Below are 24,970 nucleotides of genomic sequence, written 5' to 3' on the forward strand. Positions count from 1 at the left end.
GAGCGGAGCGAACCAATCCGCCCGGTGAATCGCCCTCTAAACTCGAGAAAGAGAACGCGTGATCCGATCAGGTTGCGATGCAATCTGACCGGCGCGTGCTCTAGTGGAGCGGCGCGGGCGGGATGACCTTGTAAAGCTGGAACCGGTCGCCCGCATAGACGAGTTCAAGCCGGTCGGGATCGGGGTTGGGATCGCCAGGCTCGGTGAACAGCAGATAGACATAGTCGAAATGCTGCGGCCAGTAATCCCAGTAGCGCGGGCCGCCGGGCGTGCCGTCTTCCTCGGTTACCAGAAGCTGCTCGACGCTGGGCGGGGTGCCGTCCTCGGTGTCCACCCAGTCCGTATAGGGCTTGTGCACGCGCAGGATCTGCTTGCCCGGCACCGTGAAAGCGGTGGTCACCAGCGAGGAGCGCTCGATGATGGCAAGGCAGGCCGCATGGACAAGGCCGAGGTCGGTGGCCGCCGAGCCGCCCCACGGGTCGGCATAGGCCACCAACACCTTGGAGCCGCGCTTGATCTTGGCGATGGAGTCGTGGAACGCCACCGTCCATTGCGTGAGGTTGTTCCACACCATCTGCACTTCGGTGACGCGGACCGCCACCAGCAGCACCAGCATCACCGCAAAGCCCCGCTGGGCGAGGCGGTGGCGCAGGTCGATCTGGATGGAGGCGATGACCATGAAGGCGATGGCGACCGGCATGCGCTGGTCGGCCATGTAGGTGGCGAACACGGTGCGCGGCAGGGCGAGATAGACCGCCCCCGCGATCACCAGCAGGAAGAACAGGAAGGTGTGGGTGCGCAGCAGCCGGTGCCGCACCGCCCAGGCCGCCGCCAGCACGATGACGGCGGTGAGCGCGAAGGCGACGAAGTCGTAATAGACGTTGATGACGAATTCGAGCCCGTCGATCTTGCCGCGCGGCTCCCAGTAATTCTCCCCCTTGAGGCCCCAGGTGGGGCTCATCAGCAGCAGCGGCACCGTGAGCGCGAAGGGGAAGCCCGCCGTGACGAACGCCACCAGCCGGCCCTTGAGCGCCCCGCCCTTGCGGTCGAACAGCCGCATCAGCTCGTAGGAGAGGATGCCGACGCCATACACGCCCGTCGCGAAGAGGTGGCAGAAGAACAGGGCGAGGACGAACAGGCAGGAGACCGCATAGCGCCACGGCCAGGGCTTGTCCCGCAGCATCACCCAGCTGGCGAGGCCGCACAGGCACAGGCCGATGCCGAAGATGTAGTTCATCACCCCGATGAGGAAAATGTTGTTGTAGAGCAGCGGGAAGGCCACCAGCGGGATGGCCGACCAACTGCCGAACAGCGCCCGGTGGAGGTACATGGTGCCGAAGATGATGAGCGCGAAGCACATCAGCGTGTACATCTCGCCGGCCACATAGATGTCGGCAAAGCGGTCCAGCAGCGGGACCACCATGTCCATCATCAGATTGGGCAGGACGCTCCATTCCAGGAAATAGAAGCGCGCGAGGTCCGGATCCTTCGGGGTCGCGATCACCTTCATCCGCGCCAGATGATTCACATAGTCGGACAGCGGCGGCAGCGGATGGGTGACGATGGGGATCGCCACGAGCACGAAGCAGACGAGCGACAGCAGCAGGATCAGGCGCGGCGACAGATCGAGGGCCCGGCGGGGAGGAAGCGGAGCTTTGGGCGACATGGGCCTTCGGAAAATCAGGCGGGGAAATTCCAGCAGGGCATTAACCGGCTCTGAGGCCAGCGCAAGGGCTTTATTGTGGTGGTTCCGTGGCTGTGCGCCTCCTGTACCGCCGTCGGCGGGCCCCGGCTTCCCCCGTGCGGGCGAAACCGCTAGAAGGGCGCCCGGTGGCGGACCTTCCCGTGAGGGACCGCCGGCCCGGACATGCGGGCGGCCGGCTCCGGGAGGAACGGCTGTCCCGGCTTCGGGAACACGCCGCCCGCAGATTTCCCGATGCCCCGCGGCGCGGGGACGAAAATCTGCAACACACAGGAGTTAAGCCGGCGGAGCGCTGGCCAGCCAGCGACAGCCTGCTTTCAAGATCGCCCTCCAAGATCAGGCCCATCCATGAGCGCGTCCATCGCCGACAATGTCGCGGAAGCCCAACTCCAGGCCGAGGTGCTCACCAAGGCCCTCCCCCACATGCAGCGCTATGACGACGCCATCGTCGTGGTGAAATATGGCGGCCACGCCATGGGCAATGACGAACTGGCCCGTCACTTCGCCCAGGACATCGTGCTGCTGGAGCAGTCGGGCGTGAACCCGGTGGTGGTGCACGGCGGCGGCCCGCAGATCGGCGCCATGCTGGAGAAGCTCGGCATCAAGTCCGAATTCGCCGCCGGCCTGCGCATCACCGACAAGGCCACCATCGAGATCGTCGAGATGGTGCTGGCCGGCTCCATCAACAAGCAGATCGTCGGCTTCATCAACGAGGCGGGCGGCAAGGCCATCGGCCTGTGCGGCAAGGACGGCAACATGGTGCGCGCCCGCAAGGCCACCCGCACCATCGTCGATCCCCAGAGCCATATCGAGGAAGTGGTCGACCTCGGCTTCGTGGGCGAGCCGGACACGGTCGACACCATGGTGCTGGACCAGATCCTCGGCCGCGAGCTGATCCCGGTCCTCGCCCCCGTGGCCTCGGCCGTGGACGGCGGCACCTATAATGTGAATGCCGACACCTTCGCCGGCGCCATCGCCGGGGCGCTGGGTGCCAAGCGCCTGCTGCTGCTCACCGACGTGCCGGGCGTGCTCGACAAGAACAAGCAGCTCATCCCCCGCCTCACCATCGACGAATGCCGCGCGCTCATTGCCGACGGCACCGTCTCCGGCGGCATGATCCCGAAGGTGGAGACCTGCATCTACGCGCTGGAGAAGGGCGTGGAAGGCGTGGTCATCATGGATGGCAAGCTGCCCCACTCGGTGCTGCTGGAGCTGCTGACCGACCACGGCATCGGCACCCTCATCACCCGCTGACATCCCGGGCGCGCCCCTCACCGGGCGCGCCCTTTTCACACGGAACACCCATGACCGCTCAGGATCTGCCGCTGCCCCATTCCTCCGCCTCCGGCGCGCGCGGCTTCGATCAGGTGGAGACCTGGGTCTTCGACCTCGACAACACGCTCTACCCCGCCCAACACGATCTCTGGGGCCAGATCGACGCGCGGATGCGCGACTATATCGCCGGCCTTTTGAACATCAGCCGCGAGGAGGCCTTCGCGCGGCAGAAGGACTATTACCGGCGCTACGGCACCTCGCTCCGGGGCCTGATGATCGAGCACGGCATCGACGCCCATGCCTTCCTCGACCATGTGCATGAGGTGGACCTCTCGACGCTGGAGCCCTCCCCCCGCCTCGCGGCGGCGCTGGAGGGGCTGCCGGGCACCAAGCTCGTCTATACCAACGGTTCCGAGCGCCACGCCCTGAACGTGCTCGGCAAGCTGGGACTCGATACCCACTTCTCGGCCATTCACGACATCGTGGCCGCCGAATTTCACCCCAAGCCGACGGAGGAAGCCTATCTGCGCTTCCTGCGCGCCCACGGGGTCGAGCCGACCCGCGCCGCCATGTTCGAGGATCTCGCCCGCAACCTCGAAGTGCCCCACCGCCTCGGCATGACCACCATCCTCGTGGTGCCGCCCACCGAGCAGATCGAGAGCCGCGAGACCTGGGAGTTCGAGGGCCGGGAAGACGCCTATATCGACTATGTGACGGAAGACCTCGCCGGCTTCCTGGAACGCCTTGCCGGCTGAGGGCTCAGGCGGCGCCTGACAAGAGGCGGACGCGCCGGGCGAGTGCGGCCTGGATGGACGAGACAAGCTCCTCCGGAAAGCCGGCCGGCAACGTGGAAAAGACCACCTCCGCCCGCGCTCCCGCGCTTTGCGCAAGGTCCTCGAAGATGGCGCGGACCAGCGCCTCACCCACGCCCGCACGCGCCGCCGTCTGGATGAAGTGACGAGGCACGATGTCGTCCACCTGATAATGGCCGTTGGTGCCGACAGACATGGCAAGCCGGAAGGCCCGCCGCTGGATAAGCCCAGCATCGAGGCTCGGCTGCGTGCTCAGCACGTCGTAGAGCGGCGTCAGGCGGAACCCGCCGGCGGGCGTGAGGGCGATGCTGAAATTCTTCGCATGTCCATCCGTCGCGCCCAGCATCCAGAACAGGATGTTGGCCCGCACGAAGAGCGCGATGTCCACCTCCGGCGTGTCACTGGCCTGAAGCTGCCGCAGGATGGCGATCATGCCCGGCCCGCCCTCGGACTGGTATTTGCGCGTCGGCGGCACGGAAAGCGCTTGGCAGAAATCTTCCTGCGGCCGGCGCAACAGCCGGCCGTCGCGGGTCCAAAGGCGATCGAAACGCTCCACAACCAAGGTCCGCCGTCCGCCGAAGGAGGCCATCTCGGCCGCGGCCACCGGCACGCCAAGGGCCGCGAGCAATTTTAGGCAGAGATATTCATTCTCGACGCTGTAGGAGAGATCGACACCGTCCGGCAGCGTGCCGATCTGGGGTTTCAGAATGTGCGTTGTGGCGGTGGTGCCGGTCGGCTTCAGCCACGCCCCGCCCACGCGCAGCAGAGCCGTTTTTTCCTGCGCGCCGGCAATGGAGATGCGGAACGCCTGATCGGCGGTGAGACCGAGCGGGGCGCGGGAGAGATTGGCAAGCATCTCGCCAATGTCTGCATCGCTCACAGCAATGCCATCAAGGCCACCCGTGGGACCGGGCGAGACCTCGTCTGGCAGGAATTGGAGTGCGCCGACGCAATCATGGCCGAGGGCCGCGAGCAGGCTGTAAGCATCGGTGCCGCCCGCACCGACCCGTTCGGCGATGCGGCGGCGGATGGCGTCATTATCCGGCAGCAGATTGTCGAATACATTGAGGACCGGCTGCCCCACATAACGGTCCTCGCGCAAAGGCAGCGAGAGGGACACGGCGAAGGCACGCTCCCAGCCGAGCCAAGCTTCGGCGTACCGAAAATCGATGGCACCGGAACTTTCCCGCCGCAGCATACCCACCAGTCTTCCATTCAGGAACACGTTGAGCGGCACATGAGTCGGGCGGCGGGCCATCAGAACAGGTCTTCGATGTCTGCGGGGTCAGCCTTGCCACGGGGGCGCACCACCAGCTCCAGATCGAGGGCGGACAGGGCCGCCATGAGCGTGCGCAATTGGAGCGCTGGCGCCCCCGCCTCCAGCCGGGAGACCGTCCCTTGTCTGAGATGGATGCGTTCGCCGAGCCCCCCCTGCGTCAGCCCAGCCTGTTTCCGGGCGCGGCGCAGAATGGCGCCGAGTTGCTTTTCCGTGCGGGCAATCTGATCCATCGGAGCGCCTCCTCCGAGAGATATACGCGAAAACGTATTAAAGCGCCATATACGCGCGCGCGTATCTTTCCCTAACATACGCAAACCCGTATAGGTTATGGCTATACGCTATCAGGTATAGAAAGGCCTACCCTAGCGCAGCCCTCTGCTCCACCCCCGCACCGCACCCATTTTCGGGTGCGATGCGCCAAAATGCGCCAAGCCTGCTTTTGCGGCAATTTCGTTTCGTAACGCTTCCAAACAACGAAATTGCCGCTGGCCCGCACTCATGTCAGCCTGACTGTCCAAAGCGACCTGCGGCTCCAAGACCGCTCGGCCTCCCAAGAGGCCAGATCCCGTCGCTCCAGGAGGAGGCGTTCCATGGGCCTGAAGCAGGTCTCCCTCGCCGACAAATACGATCTCGCGCAGGAGCGCGTTTTCGTCTCGGGCACGCAGGCGCTGGTCCGCCTCGCCTTGATGCAGAAGGAACGCGACCGGCAGGCCGGCCTGAACACGGCCGGCTACGTCACCGGCTATCGCGGCTCGCCGCTGGGCGGGCTCGACCAGCAGTTCGGGCAGGCCGGAAAGCTCCTCACCGCCAATGACATCCGCTTCCAGCCCGGCCTCAATGAGGATCTGGCCGCCACCGCTCTGTGGGGCTCCCAGCAGGCGGAACTGCGGGGTGAAGGCAAGTTCGATGGCGTCTTCGGCCTCTGGTACGGCAAGGGGCCGGGCGTCGACCGCTCCGGCGACGTCTTCCGCCACGCCAACAATGCCGGCACCTCCAGGCACGGCGGCGTGCTCGCCCTGATGGGCGACGACCACACATGCGAAAGCTCCACCACCGCCCACCAGAGCGAATTCCACTTCGTGGACGTGATGATCCCGGTGCTGAACCCGGCGGGCGCGCAGGAAATCCTTGATTACGGCCTTTATGGCTGGGCGCTCTCCCGCTTCGCCGGCACGTGGGTCGGCCTGAAAGCGGTGAAGGACACCATCGAATCCACCGGCATCGTGGACGGGCGGCTGGACCGGGTGCGCATCGCGCCCGTGCATGATTTCCGCATGCCCGATGGCGGGCTCAACATCCGGCTCGCGGATACGCCCCCGGCGCAGGAGGAGCGGCTTCAGGAATACAAGCGCGACGCCGTACTCGCCTTCCTGCGGGCACAGAAGCTCAACCGCTTCATCACATCCGGCGGCGCGCGCCCGCGCATCGGCATCGCCACCGTCGGCAAGAGCTATCTCGACGTGCGCCTCGCCCTCGATGAACTGGGCATCGACGAGGTGCGGGCCAATGATCTGGGCATCCGCCTCTGGAAGGTGGCCTGCCCCTGGCCGCTGGAGACGCAGGCGCTCTATGAGTTCGCGCGCGGGCTCGATCTCATCATGGTGGTGGAGGAGAAGCGCTCCCTCATCGAAGTCCAGGTGCGCGAGGAGCTGTACGGCACCGCCAACCAGCCCGTCTGCATCGGCAAGAAGGACGAGGAAGGCCGCTGGCTCTTCCCTGTGAAGGGCGCACTCGACCCCAATGACATCGCCATCCAGCTCGGCCGGCGCCTGCTGCGCTATGGCGACATTCCCGACATCGCCGCCCGCGTCGCGGAACTGGAAGAGGCCCAGCGGGTGCTGGCAGCGACCTCCGACGTCACCACCCGCATCCCTTATTTCTGCTCCGGCTGTCCGCACAACACCTCCACCAAGGTGCCGGAGGGGATGCGCGGCTCCGCCGGAATCGGCTGCCATTACATGGTGCAGTGGATGGACCGCGCGACGGTCGGCTTCACCCAGATGGGCGGCGAGGGCGCCAACTGGATCGGCGAGGCGCCCTTCTCCAAGCGCGGCCACCTGTTCCAGAACCTGGGTGACGGCACCTACAACCACTCGGGCTATCTCGCCTTACGCGCCGCCGTCGCGGCCAAGGTGAACATCACCTACAAGATCCTGTTCAATGACGCGGTGGCCATGACCGGCGGCCAGCGCCATGAGGGCGACCTCACCGTGCCGGTCATCGCCCGGCAGGTGGCGGCGGAGGGCGTTGCCCGCGTGGTGCTCGTCACAGACGAGCCGGACAAATATGCCGCCGGCATCAACTGGCCTGCCGGCCTCACCATCCACCACCGGGACGAACTGGACCATATCCAGCGCGAGCTCGCCACCGTGCCCGGCGTCACCGTGCTTATCTATGACCAGACCTGCGCCTCCGAGAAGCGGCGGCGCCGCAAGCGCGGTGCCTTTCCGGACCCGGACAAGCGCGTGATCATCAACGAGCGCGTGTGCGAGGGCTGCGGCGACTGCGGCGTGAAGTCCAACTGTGTCTCGGTGCAGCCGCTGGAGACGGAATGGGGCCGCAAGCGGGAGATCGACCAGTCGTCCTGCAACAAGGACTTCTCCTGCGTGAACGGCTTCTGCCCCTCCTTCGTCACCGTGCATGGGGCCAAACCCCGCAAGGCGGCGGGCGTCGCCGGCAAGATGAGCGACCTTGCCCCCTTGCCCGAGCCCGCCCATCCGGAGATTGACGGCACCTACGGCATCATCGTCACGGGCGTCGGCGGCACGGGCATCGTCACCATCGGCGCCATCCTCGGCATGGCGGCGCATCTGGAGGACAAGGCCTGCGGCATGATCGACATGGCCGGCCTCGCCCAGAAGGGCGGCGCGGTCTACAGCCATGTGCGCCTCGCGAAGAAGCCGGAGGACATCGCCGCCATCCGCGTGCCGGCGCGCGGCGCCGATCTCATCCTCGGCGGCGATCTGGTGGTGGCCGGCACCAAGAAGGTACTGGCGGCGGTGAAGCCGGGCAAATCCCTTGTGGTGGTGAACACCCATGAGGTGCTGCCCGGCGACTTCACCCGCAATGCCGACTATTCGCTCCCCACGGAACGCTTGAAGCGCACCATCTCCGGCGCGGTGGGCGCCGAGCAGACGCATTTCATCGAGGCGAGCCGTCTCTCCACCGCGCTGTTCGGCAATTCCCTGCCGCAGAACATCTTCATGGTGGGCTATGCCTACCAGTTCGGCGGCCTGCCGCTCTCTGCCGAAGCCATCCTCAAGGCCATTGAACTCAACGGCGAGGCGGTGGAGATGAACAAGGCGGCCTTTGAATGGGGCCGCCGCGCCGCCCATGACCCGGAGGCCATGGCCGCCCTCCTCACCGCCAAGGAAGCCGCCACCGATGCGCGCCGCCTGTCGGAGAGCCTCGACGAGATCATCACCCGCCGGGTGGACGCCCTCACCGCCTATCAGGACGCCGCCTATGCGGCCCGCTACAAGGCATTGGTGGACAAGGTGGCGGCTGCCGAGGCCACCCGCGCGCCGGGCCGCTCCGGGCTCACGGAAGCCGTGGCGCGCAACTTCCACAAGCTCATGGCTTATAAGGACGAATATGAGGTGGCGCGGCTGTTTGCCGACGGCGCCTTCCAGCAGCAGGTGGATGCCGCCTTCGAGGGCAAGCTCTCTTACGAGTTCCACCTCGCGCCGCCACTGTTCGCCCGCGTCGATCCCCATACCGGCGAGCCGCGCAAGATGCGCCTCGGCCCGTGGATGATGAAGGGCTTCCGCCTGCTGGCGAAGCTGAAGGGCCTGCGCGGCACCGCCTTCGACCTCTTCGGGCGCACCGAGGAGCGGCGCACAGAGCGGGCGCTGATCGCGGATTATGAGCGCACGGTCAGCGAACTGCTCGGCGCCCTCACCCGCGAGAACCACGCAACCGCAGTCGCCATCGCCTCCATCCCGGAGAAGATCCGCGGCTTCGGCCATGTGAAACTGCGCCACCTCACGGCCGCCAAGGCGGAGGAGGCTGCCCTCCTCTCCACCTTCCGCACCCCGCCCGTCGCCCCGGCGCAGGCGGCGGAGTGAGGGCAGAAGCCGGCTCGCGTTCCCATGAGCCATGACGCGGGCCGGCGGCGCCATCGGGCTGCGCTGCCACGGCATGCCTCGCAATTAAGCCTCAATCCCCAAGCTTAGGTGCGTTGGGGGCCTTAGGTCGCGCGAATGTGGGCGCGCGCCGGCTAAGGGAACAGGGCACATGGTGAGACGCACGCTTGGCCGGGCAGCGGGACTGCTTGGCCTCCCGCTGCTGATGGCGGGGTGCGCGAACGCGCCTCTGGAGCAGAGCGGCACGCTCAGTTCCTATTCCGACCTGGAGCAGGCAGATGGCCTGCTCGCCAAATCCAGGATCCGCGTCAACAAGGACAAGGTGCTTGCGGCCAGAACCGTGCGCATCGTGCCCACGGTCTTCGCCCGCGGCGCGAAACAGGGCGGCATCACGGAGGAGCAGCGCGCGCTGGTGGCCAATGCCATCGACCGCTCGCTCTGCCTCGGCCTCAGCGACCGGCTGGCAGTGGTGCCGGCCTCCCAGCCAGCGGACCTGACCGTCCATGCGGTGGTCACCCACATGGAAATCACGGACGAAAACGCCGTAGCCGCCACCAAGGTGGTCTCGGTGGCAAAGTCCGTCCTTCTACCGGGTGTCCCGGTGCCGACACCGCGCCTTCCGGTCGGGCTGGGCAGCCTGTCCATGGAGGCCGAGGCACGCGGGGCGAGCGGAACGCCGGAGGCCGCCATGGTCTGGGGCCGGGGAGCCAATTTCCTCTCGGGTTCCGCCCGCGTGTCCAAGACGGGCGATGCCTACGAACTGGCTGGCGCCTTTGGCGACGATTTCTCGAAGCTGCTGGTGACGGGCGAAAACCCCTTCAAATCCCTCTCCGGCCCGCCGCCGGTGGAGCGGATCCAGGCGCTGGCGGGCGGCGCCCCGAAATATGCCGCCTGCGATGCCTTCGGCCGCGCGCCGGGCGTTGCCGGCTTGGTCAGCGGCGTGGTCGGTACACCGCCCGAATGGACCGACAAGGGCGCTACCGCCGCCGAGCCCCCGCCACCCGCCCGGTAGCCGTTCATACCCCCTCAGAAGCGGCGATGCCGGAACCCGAGCGAAAGGCTGCGGGCCATCGCCACAGAGAGGAAAGGACAGCCCGGCGCGCACCGGGCTCGATGCGGCTTCAGGCCTTCGGCAGAAAGTCGCGCACCAGCGTCACCGTGGCGGCGGGGTTTTCCTCCATGATCCAGTGGCCGGCATCCGGCACCACGCCGCTGGTGACGTCCTCCGCCGCAAAGGCCATCACCTGCCCCATGCCGAGGCCGAAGGATTTCTCTCCGCCGAGCGCGAGCACCGGAATGGTCAGCTTGCCCGCCTTCAGGAAGGCCTGATTGTCGATGGCGTCCTGATCGAAGGCGGCGAACTGGGAAAAGCCCGCATGCATGGCGCCGGGCTGCGCATAGAGCGCCGCATAATGCTGCCGCGCGGCCTCGCTGAAGCGGGCGGGCGTGGCCGAGAACTCGTTCCAGAAGCGGTCGAGATAGATGCGCTCGCGCCCCGCCACGAGGCGCTCCATGTCCGGCCCGCCGAAGCGGAAATGCCACAGCAGCGGGTTCTTCAGGATCTCCTCCCATGGCCCGACGCCGGGCAAGGGTGCGTCGATCAGGACGAAGCTGTGCACCCGGTCGCGATGCTGCGCGGCGAAGGCGAAGCCGACCATGTTGCCGATGTCGTGGGTGACGAGATCCACCGCCGCGATGCCGAGGGCATCGAGCAGGCCGGCCATGTCCTGCCCCTGGGTCTTCTTGTCATAGCCGCCCTCGGGCTTGGCGGAGCGCCCCATGCCGCGCAGGTCCGGCACGATGACGAAGTGATCGGAGGCGAGATCCGTGGCAAGCGGCACCCACATGTCGCCTGTCTCGCCATAGCCGTGCAGCAGCAGGACGGCCGGCCCCTGCCCGCCCGTGCGGACGTGGAGCGTGGTGCCGTTGGCGGGAATGTCGCGGATCTGGAACGTGTCGGGAAACACGAGAGTGTTCGTCGTTTGGGTCATTGTCGTCATCCTCTGTCCGGTCTCCCGCCGCCGCTCTCCGAGCCGGTGCGGCGGGACGACCGTGTGTCTGGACAGGAGAATGGCAAAGCTCCATTGTCCGGGTTAGCCGGCAGAAGGCGAAACCCGTTTCCGGATTTGCCGAACAATGCTCAAGCTCGACGGGGTGGCCGCGTTCGTGGCGGTGGCGGACGCCGGCTCGATTTCGGAGGCGGCGCGGCGGCTCGGCCTTGCGAAATCCGTCGTCAGCGAACGGCTGGCGGAACTTGAGCGGCTGCTCGGCGCCCGCCTCATGCAGCGCAGCACCCGTCGCCTCGCCCTCACCGAAGCCGGCACCGCCTTCCTCACCCGCGGGCGCCGCCTGCTGCGCGAGGCGGAGGAGGCGGTGGCCGAGATCGCCGAGCAGAAAAGCCTGCTCGCCGGCCCCTTGCGGGTGTCCGCGCCCGTCAGCTTCGGCACGCTGCATCTCGGCCGGGCGCTTCATCCCTTCCTCGCCGCCCATCCCGGCATCGAGCTGACGCTGGAACTGGACGACCGCTTCGTGGATGTGGTCGCGGACGGTTTCGATCTGGTGATCCGCCACGGGCAGGTGCATGACACGCGGCTCGCCGCCCGCCGGCTCGCCACCAGCCGGCGCTTTCTCGTGGCCGCCCCCGCCTATCTGGAGGCCCATGGCACACCGGCGAGCCTCGACGCCCTTTCGGCCCACCGCGCCATCCTCTACGCCAATCGCGAGACCGACTGGCGCTTTGAAACGCCCTCCGGGGCGGTGGCGGTGCGTCCGCGTCCCGGCCTTCGGGTGAACAACGGCGTGATGATGCGGGGCGCCGCCGTGGCGGGCCTCGGCCTCGCGCTCTTGCCCACCTTCCTCTGTCATGAGGAACTGGCGGCGGGGACGCTGGAGGTGGTGGATGTGGGCGTGCCAGCGGAAGGCGCACAACTGCACGCGGCCTATCCGCTGGACCGTTCCGCCTCCGCCAAGCTGCGGGCGCTCATCGAGCACCTGCGCCGCGCCTTCGGCAGCCCGCCCGTCTGGGAGAAGGGCCTGCGGCTGCCATAGCGACAGGCCATCACCCGAGTTCCAGCGTGGTGATGCCGTAGATGGCATCGAGCGGCAGAACGGGCGCATCGCCCTTGTACATGCGGGCGGTCTCGAACACCGGGACGAGCCCGGCCGCCTCGACCAGTGCCAGCGCCGCGCCATTGGGCTCGGGCACGTCGATGAAGACGTCCGCCCCGCCCGCATGGTCCGCCAGCGCATTCAGGAGCGCGCCGGCGATGCCCGGAGCCTGCGCAAAGAGCGGACCGATCCGCCAGCCGGTCCGCGCATGGCGGATGACGCCATAGCCGAGCACCCGCTCCCCATTGCCCGCCATCAGAGCGAGACCGTCCGGCGGGGCGAGCCAGTGCTTGAGAAAATCGGGGCGGGCGGCGGGCATGCAGGCGGTGTCATAGGCGATGAGCGCGGGCATCAGGTCCGTTGCCACCGGCCGCAGGCGCACTTGCGGATCGCTCGCGACCGGCCGCGCCACCCCGCCGTGTCGCACATTGCGATGGGCGAGGACGAAGCCGGATTTCTTGTAATTCTCCTGCTGCGCCACCACGCCATCGAGCCCGACGGTGCGCGCGCCGAGCCGGGCCATGCCCGCCTGCCAGAGCGTCCACCCCAGCCCCTGCCCGCGCAGATCCGGCCGGCAGATGTAGAAGCCGAGGAAGGCATAGGCCGCGCCATAGGTGACGAGCGAGATACAGGCGGCCAGTTCGCCATCGCGGAACAGGCCGAGGAAACCCTCCGGGTCCTGCGCGAGGAAGGCGGGCGCGTCGTGCAGGCCGGGGTTCCAGCCCTCCCGTGCGGCCCAGTCCACCGCGAGGTCCACCTCGGCGGGCGTCAGCGTGCGGATGATGTTGTCGGCCATGGCGTCCTCCCCGGCGGCATTCAGCCTGAGCCGCCGGCCGGACTCAAGCGCCCGTCAGCCCGGCAGCAGACGCTCGCTCACCGCATAGCCGGTGAGGAGGGCAAGGCCGAACAGGCAGACGAGCACGGCCGCGCCCAGTTCCACCACCAGCATCAGCGCCGTGCCCCGCCCGGAGGCCAGCACCGCCAAGCGCACCGCGAGCCGCTTGCCATAGACGGCGAGTGCCGCGATGGCGGTGACGGTGAGCGCCGTGCCGAGCCCCATGGCGAAGGCGGACGCAACGCCGGTCAGGAACACGCCCTGCGACAAAGCGAAGGTGAGCACGAGGATGGCGCCCGAGCAGGGCCGTGCGCCGGCCGAGATCACCGCCACCGCCGCCCGCTTCCAGCCGCCGCGCCCGTCCAGCAGGCGCGGGTCCGGCGCATGGCTGTCACCGCAGCCGCATTCGGCGTCATGCACATGGGTCGGGCTGCCGCGCAGCACGCCGATGAGCGCCCGCGCCTTGGTGAGCGCCAGCAGCGCGCCGAAGAGGGCGATGCCGCCATAGGCCGCGATCTCCACCCAGTTCATGGCCTGCGCCATGGTGGCGGCGGTGGAGCCGAGCAGCAGCGCCATCACGCCCACGAACAGCACGGCGGCGATGGCCTGCACCATGCCCGACCCCAGCGCCAGCAGCGCGCCCCGCCGCAGCGTGCCGCCGTCCGCCAGCAGGTATGAGGAGATCACCGCCTTGCCATGGCCGGGGCCGGCGGCGTGGAAGACGCCATAGCCGAAGGAGAGGCCCGCCAGCAGATAGAGCGCATGGCCATCGGCCTTGGCGGCACGCACGGCCTGGATGAGGGCGCGATAGAACTCGCTCTGCTTGGCGATGAGATAGCCGGTGAAGCCGGTGGGCGCCGGGCCGCCCCCGCCGAGGCCAAAGGGGGTGGTCTTGGCTCCCGCCTGCCCAAAGGCCTGAGCCACGGCGGGCTCCGCAAGGGCAAGCGCCGTACCCGCCCCCACACATGCCAGAATGAGCAATCGGAGGAAGCGGGTGCGGGAGGCGGTCATCAGGGACACTTCACCAGGATCTTGTCGGCATATTGGGCGCCATAGGTGCTGGACGAGGTGAGGTTCGTGAAGAAGCTCTCGTCCACCTGCATGGTCTGCGGCTGGCTCGGCGTCACCACCGAGAAGGTGCAGCCGGCGGGCGCGCCTTCGAGGCGCACCGGGTCCTTCTCCTCGAAATCGAAAGAGACGAAATAGGTCGGGTCATAGAGCTCGAAGGTCAGCGAGCCCTTGGAGGGCACGGGCTTGGCCACCGGCAAGGTGAAGTGCAGCGTCAGAAGGTCATTGTCGAAGGTCAGCGAATAATCGACCGGATCCTTGAAGGCCATCTTCGCCTTGGCCGTCTTGCCGTGGGCGAAATAGTCATATTCCTTCAGCGAGGTGACGTTCACCTCGGCGAGCGGCGCCAGCGTTTCCTTGGCATAATTGCCGTTGGCATCCTTCGGGAAACCCTGGAGCGCGAAGGCGGTGAAGGCCTCGTCGAAGGTCCAGTCGTTCCTGAGGCCGACGAAATTGCCCTGCGGATCGAACATGATGGTGGTGCGCATGGTCACCCACACGTGGGGATGCGCCTCGGCCACGCCCGCGCCAAGGCAGCTCAGGGCTGCCGCCAGAAGAAACGCGAATCGCTGCCGCATGACACCCCGCTTGTCGCCGGTCGAGGCAATGGCGGGGGACTTCGGCGGAAGCATGGCGCAGCTTCGCGCCGCAGAGTCACAGGCGCGACACCGCACGCCGCCATTTTCCCAGCCGCACATGCGCCATCGCCTTTTCCTGCGCGGGACGATGGTCTAGAGCCGAAGAGGGCCATTGGCGGCCTGCGGGAGAGGTAACATGGGCAAGATCCGGCTGTGGCTCAGCGGCTTTGCCTGGGGCGCCATGCTCGGCGTCATGGCCAGCGTGGTCATGGGCATCGCGGTGTTCCGGCCGGATATCTGGGAGAAGCTCTCCTATGAGCGGATCGAGCGGGCGCTGACCCGCAAGACCCAGAGCACGCTCGACACCTCCGCCCCGCCGCCCGCATCCGCCCCGGCCGCATCCGGCACGGTCCTCTTTGCCAACACCCGCACCGCGCCGGCGCTGGAGCAGAATTATGCCCCGCCCCATGCCTTTAGCCCCGACGACGTGCTGGTCATCAAGGGCCGCAACGCCTCCAATGATTTCGTGGAGGTGGACCTGCGCATCGATGACAGCGCGTCCAAGGACTGGGGCTCGCGCTTCGGCGGTGTGAAGACGGTGCCCCCTGGTCCCTTCGAATGGGTGGTGCCCTTCAAGGGCCTGACCGATCAGAACAAGAGGGCGATGGACATCAATGCCATCACCCGCATCATCCTCTTCTCGCCCGAGAACCTGCCGGCCGCGCAGATCGCGAGCGTGACGCTGGAGCGCCGGCCGCAGCCGGCGGCGGCGGCAGCTGGTTCTGCGCCCGGTGCCGCGCCCGCGCGCGCCAGTGCCGCTCTGTTCACCGATGCCAGCACCAGCCCGGCGCTGGAGCAGAATTATGCCCCGCCCCGTGCCTTCGGGCCGGACGATGCGCTCGTCATCAAGGGCAGCAACCCCACCGGCAGCGCCATCGAGGTGGACCTGCGCATCGACGACAGCGCCTCGAAGGACTGGGGCTCGCGCTTCGGCATGGCGAAATCCGTGCCGCCCGGCCCCTTTGAGTGGATCGTGCCCTTCAAGGGGCTGGCCGATCAGAACAAACGAGAGATGGACATCAAGGCCATCACCCGCATCATCCTGTTCTCGCCGGAAAACCAGCCGGCGGCGCAGATCGCCAGCGCCAGCATCGAGAACCGCCCCGGCGCGGGGGACACCACCGGCTCCACCGGCGGCGCGGCCAATGAGGCCAAGATGGGCCAGAGCTGGCTGAAGGGGGCGCGCACCACCGCCGAGCAGGAATTCTATCCGCCGATGTCCTTCGCGCAGGACCAGGAGGTGGTGGTCACCGGTACCAATACGGACAGCAAGCCCATCACCCTTTACCTTCGCATCGACGACGTGAATTCGAAGAACTGGAATTCCCGCGTCAATGCCACGGTGACAGTGCCGCCCGGCCCCTTCACCTTCCGCTCGCCGGTGAGTTCCTGGGTGACGCCCTCCAAGGCGCGGCTGGACCGCACCAGGGTCGCCCGCTTCGTCATCTCGCTGGGCGACGGGGAAGGCCCGATCCGGCTCGGCGACGTGCATGTGGCCGGCGGCAGCCCGCTGCCCAAGGACGCCCTCGGCCTGCGCTTCGGCCCGGCGGACGTGTCCGTGCCCGGCTTCGAGACGGTGACGCGGAACGATCCCCGCCTCTCCCCGGCCGGCCGCGATCTCGTGCGCACCCAGAACGATCCGCTCCTCTCCAGCGGCCTCAACGGCGTACGGACCATCACCGTGCCCTGGACGAGGAGCGACACCGCGACCGTCTCGCTCTGGACCGAGGATCAGGGCGAGTGGGAATACTTCCCCCACTCCCTCCACCGCACCTTCATCATCAATGGTCAGGTGGCGCTGAAGGAGGACTACCGGCCCGACGAATGGGTGGAGAAGGTCTTCCATCGCGGCCTCTGGAAGGAGGCGATGATCGATGGCGACCCGTGGGAAGTCTATGCCTCCCGCCGCGCCGGGCTCGTCACCGCCACCGTGCCGGTGATCGACGGGAAGATCACCGTGCAGATCTCCTCCGACCAGCCGCCGAACGACGGCTATATCGCCGCCATGGTGATTGCCCCCGGCGCTTCCACGGCCGCCGCCGAGGCGGTGGAAGCCTGGCGACGCGGGCGCTACATGGAGCGCTGGCCGGTGGTGGACAAGCCGGTGGACCCGAAGCTGGCCCAGGGCACCACCCTGCGCGTGCTGCCCTATGGCACGCCCCGCAGCCAGCATCCCTTCTGGGACCCGAACCTGCCCACACAGACGCGCCTCAAGGCCCTGCGCGGCCAGATGGTCTCCATCGACTTCCTCGCCTTCTCCGACCAGAGCGACGCCAATCCAGACGTTGCCATGAAGCTGCCCGAGGGCGTCACCGGCGAAGTGCGCTGGGGCAAGTGGACCTATATGCGCCGGGGTGGCGGCGAGAATTCGCTCTCCATCACCTCGGACGTGCTGGAAGGCGACCTCTCCCGCCTGCGCATCGCCGCCGGCATCCCCCGCCGCATGAACATCACCTTCACCGTGCCCGAAACGGCAAGCGGCACCCTGCCGGTGGTGCTGGCCATGAACATCGGCGGGGCCAGCGTGGAAGTGCGGGCGGATGTGGAGGTGGCGCCGGTCCCCCTGCCCGCCACCGCGACGCCGGTGGGCTATTACATGGCCGCGCCCAATCCGGACTTCTGGTTCCCGCCCAAGCCCGCCACCGCCGACCGGCTGATGGCCTGCGATCTCAAGGCGTTGCGCCGCTTCGGCCTCACCGGCCTCTCGCCCGATCTCGTGACGCCGACGGCGGACCAGCGCGCCCGCTATCTGGAACAGACACGGCTTGCGAAGGATGCCGGCTTTTCGCCGCCCTTCTTCGATTATGTCTCGGTGAAGCTGCTGGCCGACAAGGTAGGCGTGCAGGCCATGGGCGAGAATATCGGCGCCACCGAAGCTGCGCTGACCGCCGCCGGCCTGCCGTTGCCGCTCTGGTCCATCGCCGACGAGCCGCAGAACCTCCAGAGCCCGATGATGGACCTGAAGCGCCTGCGCGACGCCATCCGCGTCTATGCCCCCAGGGCGAAGATCGCGGGCCAGCTCAACGATATCAAGGACAAGCCTTTCCTGCCCTTCTTCGACACCGTGCTGGTCAACACCGGCTTTGGCGTCTCGGCCCGCGACTTCGCGGACCTGAAGGCGCAGGGCATCACGCCCTGGCTCTACAACATGCCGGACATCGAGGCGGCGGCGGGCTTCCTGCTCTGGCGCGTGGGGGCGGAGGGCTACATCCAGTGGCACGCCCGCGCCGCCACCGCCGACCCATCCGACCCGACGGACGGGCGCGAGCCGGACTTCATGTTCCTGCCCCTCACCGCCGACCGCTGCCAGAGCGTGCCGACCGTCGACGCCATGGTGGTGGCCACCGGCGACGGCATCACCGACCTGCGCCTCCTCCAGTGGCTGGACGGGCGGGCCGCGAGCGATCCGAAGGCCAAGGCCCTGCGGGACGAGATCTTCGCGGCCATCCCCGGCGACTGGGTGGGCTTCGAGAAGCAGAAGCCGAACCTGCCCGCCCTGCGACGCAAGCTCATCGATTATGCCGGAGCGACAGCCGCGCCCTGACCGATCCGGCCGCCGGCGGGGACATCCCGCCTGTGCCCTTAAAAAACGCTACGCAACGGTGCCCGAGTGCGTGCACACTGGCGCCGTTGCGTTTCGTGCTTCGTCAGCCCCAAGAGCTTCATGTCCAGCGACCTTCAGCTCAGGATCGTCATCGTCGATGAAAGTCCGGTGCGGGCCGCGATCCTCAGCGAGGGGCTGCATGAGGCTGGCTATGTGAATGTGCTGCGCCTCGAAGGCCGCACCAACATTCTCGAACGCATCTATGCCATCGATCCGGACGTGATCCTCATCGACCTTGAGGACCCGAGCCGCGACGTCATCGAGCAGATGCTGCACGTCTCCCGCGAGGTGAAGCGCCCCGTCGCCATGTTCGTGGACCAGTCGGACGGGGAGACCATCCAGCAGGCCATTGAGGCCGGCGTCGCCTCCTATGTGGTGGACGGCCTGCGCAAGGAGCGGGTGCGGCCCATCGTGGAGACCACCATCTCCCGCTTCCGCGCCTTCGCCCGGCTGAAGGCGGAGCTGGAGGAGGCCAAAAGCCAGCTCGAGGAGCGCAAGACGGTGGACCGGGCCAAAGGCCTGCTCATGAAAATGAAGGGCATCAGCGAGGAAGACGCCTACAGCCTCCTGCGCCGCACCGCGATGAACGAGAAGAAGCGCATCGCCGACATCGCCCAATCCATCATCACCGCCGCGGAGCTGCTGCGATGAAACGGCTGTCCATCGGCTTCATCCCCCTCACCGACGCCGCCGTGCTGATCGCCGCCGCCGAACGCGGCTTCGCCATGGCCGAGGGCATCGAGATCGAGCTGCACAAGGAAGTCTCCTGGGCCAACATCCGCGACAAGGTGAATGTGGGCCTGCTGGACGGTGCCCATATGCTGGGTCCGCTCGCCATCGCCTCCTCGCTCGGCCTCGGCCACGTGCGGGTGCCCCTGGTGGTGCCCTTCGCGCTCAACCTCAACGGCAGCGCCATCACCATCGCGAAATCCGTCTATGCCGCCATGGGCGAGACGGGCGGCGATCTCACCTCCGCCCTTGGGGCGGCGCAGGCGCTGGGCAAGGTGGTGATCGACCGCAGGGAGCGCGGCGAGGACCCGCTCACCTTCGCGGCGGTCTATACCTTCTCCACCCACCATTATCTCATCCGCCATTTCCTCACCGCCGGCGGCATCGACCCGGACCGGGACGTGCGGCTCGTGGTGATCCCCCCGCCCTTCATGGCCGAGAGCCTGCGCAACGGCCTCATCCACGGCTTCTCGGTGGGCTCGCCCTGGAACAGCGTGGCGGTGGATGCGGACGTGGGCCGCATCGCGGTGCTGGGGGCGGAGATCTTCGGCTGGGTGCCGGAGAAGGTGCTGGGCGTCCATGCGCGCTTCGCCAATGCGGAGCCCGAAGTTCTGCACCGGCTGGTGCGGGCGCTGAATGCCGCCGCCGCCTGGTGCGAGGACCCGGCCAACCACGCCGACCTCGCCCGCCTGCTCAGCGAGCCGCGCCACCTCTCCTTGCCCGCCGACATCCTGCGCCGGACCCTCGACGGGCGCCTGCACACCGCCCCCGGCGGCGTGCAGCGGTCACATCCGGACTATCTGGTCCTCCACCGGGAGGGCGCCAACCGCCCCGATCCGGACCATGCGCTGTGGATGTATCACCAGATCGTCGCCGCCCATCAGGGCGACTGGGCGCCGGATGCCGCAAGGGAAGCCATCTCGGTCTACCGGCCCGACATCTTTGATGCGGCGGTGGGAGCGGCGCCCCCCTCCCCGCCGCGCGAACCGGATTGCGTGGCCACCCAGTTCGGCCCCGTTTTCGACAAGGAGCGCTTCCTGGCAACGGGGGAATAAGCCAAGGGAAGTCGGCTTAGAGCCGTATCCGAGCCCATTGAAACGCCTGGGTTTCAACGGGCTCGGTGAATCGCGCTCTAGTCGCAGACCTTTGCCGGCTCGGCCGCGCCGCATCGGGTCTGTGAGGAGCCTCCGCCATTGTCGTTGATCAGTTCGAGATAGCGGACTCCGTATTGGCCATCCACCGCCGTAATAAAGTCCGGAAGGGCCGTCACGTCGCTCAGGACGGCAGTGCAATAGCTTGCGAACGTCTGATCCTTGCCACCCAATCCCGGATAAATCTTCTTATTCCAGTCATCGACCAGTGCGGTTACGATCTTTTTTCCCTCCTCGCTACTAACAACCCCGTCGTAATAGATCGCCTCAGAGATCACAGCGGCAGTCCCGGACGCAGGCTTGCGCAAGGCGCTGCAAACCTTGGAACCGTAAAGGTTGGCGACCAACGTGCCCGCGGAACCGGCCGACGGATATTTCGCCGCCAGCGCACCCATCACGCTTTTTCCGGTCGAGCCCGTGGCCGAATAACAGGTGAGCAGTGTCACCGAATTCGGCGTGGCAGCGTGTTTGTCCAAAAAGGCTGTCGCGAAGTCGGCCGCAGACTTCGGCCCGATCGACCCTTTGTTACCGTGGGCGGAGACAACCACCTCTGACAGGCTGTCAAATGTCGCGGTATGGCCGACGGCGGTGAAATTGGTGCCGTCGAAATAGAAGAGCTTCTGCGTTCCCGGTCCCGCAGGATGGGTCCGAGCCCAGACCACGTTCATCGCGTCATACTGGTTCTGGCAGAGCGTCGAGGTGAGGACCATTGCATAGTCTGCGAAACACACGGCAGGAGCCGCAATCAGGGCAGCAGCAAGAGTGACGGCGGACAGAAGGTTGTGACGCATCGGATCTCTCCTGGCATTCGCCACCCAAGGGCAGCAACCCATGGATGATGACGAATTACCGAACAATCCTGAGTAGCTTTCGTCACAGAGACCCGCTGAGGCGTGGCAGGCTGCGTGAGGTCTGGTCGGGCGGCCAGCGCCGGCAGCTTCCGGGGGCGAAGTCTCAGCCGCCTCTCCATATCGTGAAAAAGCGTCGCGACTAGGCGCGCGACGCCTTGCGGCGCCAGAACCCCCCTCCTATATCGGCCTCGAACGCCGTATTCAGTTTGAGGATGCGACGTACCCCAATTTCCGGGGACCGGCGGAAGGCTGCGGGAGGGGCCCGTGGTTTCCCCCGCGGGCGCTGAAAAAGGCCCGGCCGGTCTGCCGACAAGGAGAAGTATATGTCCAAGATCATCGGCATCGACCTCGGCACAACCAATTCCTGCGTCGCGGTGATGGAAGGCGCCAGCCCAAAAGTCATCGAGAACGCCGAAGGCGCGCGCACCACGCCGTCCATCGTCGCCTTCACGGAAGATGGCGAGCGTCTGGTCGGCCAGCCGGCCAAGCGCCAGGGCGTCACCAATCCCGAGCGCACCTTCTTCGCGGTGAAGCGCCTCATCGGCCGCCGCTATGACGATCCGACCGTCGAGAAGGACAAGAAGCTCGTTCCCTACAAGGTCGTGCGCGCCGACAATGGCGACGCCTGGGTCGAGTCCGACGGCAAGAAGTACTCGCCCTCGCAGATCTCCGCCTTCATCCTGCAGAAGATGAAGGAGACGGCGGAGTCGTTCCTCGGCGAGAAGGTCGAGAAGGCGGTCATCACCGTTCCGGCCTACTTCAACGACGCCCAGCGTCAGGCCACCAAGGACGCCGGCCGCATCGCCGGTCTCGAAGTCCTGCGCATCATCAACGAGCCCACGGCGGCCGCGCTCGCCTATGGCCTCGACAAGAAGAATTCCGGCACCATCGCGGTCTATGACCTCGGCGGCGGCACCTTCGACGTGTCCGTGCTCGAGATCGGCGACGGCGTGTTCGAGGTGAAGTCCACCAACGGCGACACCTTCCTCGGCGGCGAGGACTTCGACATGCGCCTGGTGAACTACCTGGCGGATGAGTTCAAGAAGGAGCAGGGCATCGACCTGCGCAACGACAAGCTCGCCCTTCAGCGCCTGAAGGAAGCGGCCGAGAAGGCCAAGATCGAGCTGTCGTCCGCGACCCAGACCGAGATCAACCTGCCCTTCATCACCGCCGATGCGTCGGGCCCCAAGCACCTGACCATGAAGCTGACCCGCGCCAAGTTCGAGGCGCTGGTGGAAGACCTCATCCAGCGCACCATGGAGCCCTGCCGGCTCGCGCTGAAGGATGCGGGCCTCTCCGCCGGTCAGATCGACGAGGTGGTTCTGGTCGGCGGCATGACCCGCATGCCGAAGGTCCAGGAGATGGTGAAGCAGTTCTTCGGCAAGGAGCCCCACAAGGGCGTCAACCCGGATGAAGTGGTCGCCATCGGCGCCGCCATCCAGGCCGGCGTGCTCCAGGGCGACGTGAAGGACGTGCTGCTGCTCGACGTGACCCCGCTGTCGCTGGGCATCGAGACGCTGGGCGGGGTGTTCACCCGGCTCATCGACCGCAACACGACCATCCCGACCAAGAAGAGCCAGGTCTTCTCCACCGCTGAGGACGGCCAGACGGCCGTGACCATCCGCGTCTTCCAGGGTGAGCGCGAGATGGCCGCGGACAACAAGATCCTCGGCCAGTTCGACCTCGTCGGCATCCCGCCGGCGCCGCGTGGCGTGCCCCAGATCGAAGTCACCTTCGACATCGACGCCAACGGCATCGTGCAGGTGTCCGCCAAGGACAAGGGCACCGGCAAGGAGCAGCAGATCCGGATCCAGGCCTCGGGCGGTCTCAATGACGCCGACATCGAGAAGATGGTGAAGGACGCCGAGAGCCATGCGGCGGATGACAAGAAGCGCCGGGCGCTGGCGGAAGCCAAGAACCACGGCGAGGCTCTGGTCCACTCCACCGAGAAGGCCCTCTCCGAGCACGGCGACAAGGTCGGCGCGGCCGAGAAGGGCGCCATCGAAAGCGCCCTTGGCGAGCTGAAGACCGCCCTCACCACCGAGGATGCGGAGGCCATCCAGGCCAAGACCCAGGCTCTGGCCCAGGCGTCCCTGAAGCTCGGCGAGGCCATGTACTCGGCCCAGCAGGGCGGCGAGCAGCCCGGCGCGGCCAAGAAGGACGACGTGGTGGACGCCGAGTTCACCGAGGTCGACGACGACAAGAAGAAGTCCGCCTGAGCGGACGCTCCCGGCGGCGCTGCCGCCGGGCCTGTCTTTCGCCACCCCGCCCATGTGCGGGGTGGCGCTGTGATTGTGCCGAAGATGCTGCCCGGACTGCGGCAGAAGGGGGCCCCAATCGCGGGCGAGCGGCGCCGGCGCAAGGCCTCCCGATCGTGTCGCCCCTTTGGGTGGCGGATGCGCCCGTGATCTTTCCTTGTGCCGCGGTTGCGTTTAGAGGACGTCCGGTGGCGGGCGCGGTCCCGGCGGGGTCGTCGGGCGCCAGCGGGACGGCACGGACGCTGCGGTGCCCGCGCAAGGCCGATGCGGCACAAGAGATTTCGAGGCGCTGTTCAGGACCCGTTCGACGGGCATGCGCTCTTTCGGACCTGATGAGCCCGGATGGCTACGCCTCGCGGGCGACGGAAAAGCGAGACCATGGCGAAGCGTGACTATTACGAGGTGCTGGGCTGTGATCGCGGTGCCGATGAAACGGTGCTGAAGGCCTCGTTCCGCAAGCTGGCGATGAAGTGGCACCCGGACAAGAATCCGGGCGACCCGGAAGCCGAAATCCGCTTCAAGGAAATCTCCGAGGCCTATGAGGTCCTGAAGGACCCGCAGAAGCGCGGCGCCTACGACCGCTATGGCCATGCCGCCTTCGAGAATGGTGGTGGGCCGGGCGGCGCGGGCTTCAACGCCGACTTCGCCTCCACCTTTGCCGACATTTTCGACGACCTGTTCGGCGGCTCCATGGGCCGCAGCGGCGCCCGCAGCGCCGGCGGCCGGGCGCGCGGGGCGGACCTGCGCTACAATATGGACATCACGCTGGAGGAAGCCTTCTCCGGCAAGACCGCCCAGATCAGCATCCCCACGTCCATCTCCTGCGAGGTGTGCTCGGGCTCCGGCGCCAAGGCCGGCACCCAGCCCAAGACCTGCCGCACCTGCAATGGCGCCGGCAAGATCCGCCATGCCCAGGGCTTCTTCACGCTGGAGCGCACCTGCCCCTCGTGCCAGGGCCGTGGCACCGTGATCGAGGACCCCTGCCCGAACTGCGGCGGCGCCGGCCGTGTGACGCGCGAGCGCACGCTTCAGGTGCAGATCCCGGCGGGCGTGGAAGACGGCACCCGCATCCGTCTCGGCGGCGAGGGCGAGGCGGGCGTCCGCGGCGGACCGCCCGGCGACCTCTACATCTTCCTCTCCATCGAGCCGCACACCTTCTTCCAGCGGGAAGGGGCGGACCTTTATTGCCGCGCGCCCATCTCCATGGTGACGGCGGCGCTCGGCGGCACGGTGGAAGTGCCGACCATCGGCGGCGAGAAGACCAAGGTGAAGATCCCCGAGGGCACCCAGTCCGGCAAGCGCCTGCGCCTGCCCGGAGCGGGGATGCCCGTGCTGCGCTCGCGCTCCTTCGGTGACATGTATGTGCAGGTGGTGGTGGAAACGCCGCAGAACCTCACGAAGCGCCAGAAGGAACTGCTCGCCGAGTTCGAGGGCCTCTCCTCCACGGACACCCATCCGGAATCCAACGGCTTCTTCGCCAAGATGAAGGACTTCTTCCAGGGCGCCAGCAGCGACAACGACTGAGCGGCTCGCCCTTCGGGCCGCCGCCGTCGAAAAATGCTTGTTTTGCAGTGC

General features: G+C 67.2%; 17 protein-coding genes and 1 pseudogene. 10 read left to right on the forward strand and 8 right to left on the reverse strand.

Annotated elements, in window-relative coordinates:
* Nucleotides 1–100: 100 nt before the first annotated feature.
* Complete coding sequence (locus DFO45_RS22690) at nt 101–1,666, reverse strand: hypothetical protein (protein ID WP_133866652.1); 1,566 nt, start codon at nt 1,664–1,666, stop codon at nt 101–103.
* Between the two features lie 384 nt (nt 1,667–2,050).
* On the opposite strand from DFO45_RS22690, the gene argB reads away from it, so the two are divergent.
* Nucleotides 2,051–2,956 (forward strand): acetylglutamate kinase, encoded by a 906-nt coding sequence (gene argB, locus DFO45_RS22695; RefSeq protein ID WP_043878847.1) that lies wholly within the window; start codon nt 2,051–2,053, stop codon nt 2,954–2,956.
* A gap of 50 nt (nt 2,957–3,006) precedes the next feature.
* Nucleotides 3,007–3,732, forward strand: a complete 726-nt coding sequence (locus tag DFO45_RS22700; RefSeq protein WP_133866653.1) for a pyrimidine 5'-nucleotidase — start codon at nt 3,007–3,009, stop codon at nt 3,730–3,732.
* A 4-nt stretch (nt 3,733–3,736) separates the two neighbouring features.
* Here the strand turns inward: DFO45_RS22700 and DFO45_RS22705 are convergent, their stop codons facing one another.
* Both DFO45_RS22705 and DFO45_RS22710 read right to left on the reverse strand, forming a co-directional pair.
* Nucleotides 3,737–5,047, reverse strand: coding sequence for a type II toxin-antitoxin system HipA family toxin (locus tag DFO45_RS22705; RefSeq protein WP_133866654.1), 1,311 nt, complete (start codon nt 5,045–5,047; stop codon nt 3,737–3,739).
* Nucleotides 5,047–5,298, reverse strand: a complete 252-nt coding sequence (locus DFO45_RS22710; protein ID WP_133866655.1) for a helix-turn-helix domain-containing protein — start codon at nt 5,296–5,298, stop codon at nt 5,047–5,049. Before DFO45_RS22710 ends, DFO45_RS22705 begins: the two co-directional genes overlap by 1 nt.
* 360 nt (nt 5,299–5,658) lie before the next feature.
* Between DFO45_RS22710 and DFO45_RS22715 the strand changes: the two genes are divergently transcribed.
* The gene (locus DFO45_RS22715; protein WP_133866656.1) at nt 5,659–9,135 is read left to right on the forward strand and encodes an indolepyruvate ferredoxin oxidoreductase family protein; all 3,477 of its coding nucleotides are present in this window, start codon (nt 5,659–5,661) and stop codon (nt 9,133–9,135) included.
* 169 nt (nt 9,136–9,304) lie between these two features.
* Nucleotides 9,305–10,165, forward strand: coding sequence for a DUF3313 domain-containing protein (locus DFO45_RS22720; RefSeq protein WP_166657233.1), 861 nt, complete (start codon nt 9,305–9,307; stop codon nt 10,163–10,165).
* Between the two features lie 109 nt (nt 10,166–10,274).
* On the opposite strand, the gene DFO45_RS22725 is transcribed toward DFO45_RS22720, so the two are convergent.
* A complete protein-coding gene (locus tag DFO45_RS22725; protein WP_245518233.1) occupies nt 10,275–11,144 on the reverse strand; it encodes an alpha/beta hydrolase in 870 nt (289 codons plus the stop codon).
* Between the two features lie 145 nt (nt 11,145–11,289).
* Between DFO45_RS22725 and DFO45_RS22730 the strand changes: the two genes are divergently transcribed.
* Nucleotides 11,290–12,201 carry a LysR family transcriptional regulator gene (locus tag DFO45_RS22730; protein WP_133866658.1) on the forward strand — a complete coding sequence of 304 codons (912 nt, stop codon included), beginning with the start codon at nt 11,290–11,292 and terminating at the stop codon, nt 12,199–12,201.
* A 10-nt stretch (nt 12,202–12,211) separates the two neighbouring features.
* Here the strand turns inward: DFO45_RS22730 and DFO45_RS22735 are convergent, their stop codons facing one another.
* The 3 genes from DFO45_RS22735 to DFO45_RS22745 form a co-directional block, all read right to left on the reverse strand.
* The gene (locus tag DFO45_RS22735) at nt 12,212–13,057 is read right to left on the reverse strand and encodes a GNAT family N-acetyltransferase (RefSeq protein ID WP_133866659.1); all 846 of its coding nucleotides are present in this window, start codon (nt 13,055–13,057) and stop codon (nt 12,212–12,214) included.
* Nucleotides 13,058–13,111: 54 nt separating this feature from the next.
* Complete coding sequence (locus DFO45_RS22740; RefSeq protein WP_244421785.1) at nt 13,112–14,020, reverse strand: nickel/cobalt transporter; 909 nt, start codon at nt 14,018–14,020, stop codon at nt 13,112–13,114.
* An 86-nt stretch (nt 14,021–14,106) separates the two neighbouring features.
* A complete protein-coding gene (locus DFO45_RS22745) occupies nt 14,107–14,796 on the reverse strand; it encodes a DUF1007 family protein (RefSeq protein ID WP_245518234.1) in 690 nt (229 codons plus the stop codon).
* A gap of 142 nt (nt 14,797–14,938) precedes the next feature.
* On the opposite strand from DFO45_RS22745, the gene DFO45_RS22750 reads away from it, so the two are divergent.
* The 3 genes from DFO45_RS22750 (at nt 14,939) to DFO45_RS22760 (ending at nt 20,190) form a co-directional block, all read left to right on the forward strand.
* A complete protein-coding gene (locus tag DFO45_RS22750; protein WP_133866661.1) occupies nt 14,939–18,346 on the forward strand; it encodes a hypothetical protein in 3,408 nt (1,135 codons plus the stop codon).
* Between the two features lie 120 nt (nt 18,347–18,466).
* Nucleotides 18,467–19,057: an ANTAR domain-containing protein gene (locus DFO45_RS22755; protein ID WP_133866662.1), complete on the forward strand. Its 591-nt coding sequence runs from the start codon at nt 18,467–18,469 to the stop codon at nt 19,055–19,057.
* Nucleotides 19,054–20,190, forward strand: coding sequence for a CmpA/NrtA family ABC transporter substrate-binding protein (locus tag DFO45_RS22760; protein WP_133866663.1), 1,137 nt, complete (start codon nt 19,054–19,056; stop codon nt 20,188–20,190). The genes DFO45_RS22755 and DFO45_RS22760 overlap by 4 nt, the downstream gene beginning before the upstream one ends.
* Before the next feature lie 77 nt (nt 20,191–20,267).
* Here DFO45_RS22760 and DFO45_RS22765 read toward each other — a convergent pair whose 3' ends face one another.
* Nucleotides 20,268–21,077 (reverse strand): hypothetical protein, encoded by an 810-nt coding sequence (locus tag DFO45_RS22765; protein ID WP_133866664.1) that lies wholly within the window; start codon nt 21,075–21,077, stop codon nt 20,268–20,270.
* Nucleotides 21,078–21,442: 365 nt separating this feature from the next.
* On the opposite strand from DFO45_RS22765, the pseudogene dnaK reads away from it, so the two are divergent.
* Together dnaK and dnaJ are read left to right on the forward strand one after the other, a co-directional pair.
* Nucleotides 21,443–23,356: pseudogene (gene dnaK, locus DFO45_RS22770) on the forward strand (molecular chaperone DnaK); the annotation flags it as partial.
* Nucleotides 23,357–23,773: 417 nt separating this feature from the next.
* Complete coding sequence (gene dnaJ / locus DFO45_RS22775; protein ID WP_012169220.1) at nt 23,774–24,919, forward strand: molecular chaperone DnaJ; 1,146 nt, start codon at nt 23,774–23,776, stop codon at nt 24,917–24,919.
* Nucleotides 24,920–24,970: the final 51 nt, after the last annotated feature.

The organism is Azorhizobium sp. AG788 (assembly GCF_004364705.1).
GTDB lineage: Bacteria > Pseudomonadota > Alphaproteobacteria > Rhizobiales > Xanthobacteraceae > Azorhizobium > Azorhizobium caulinodans.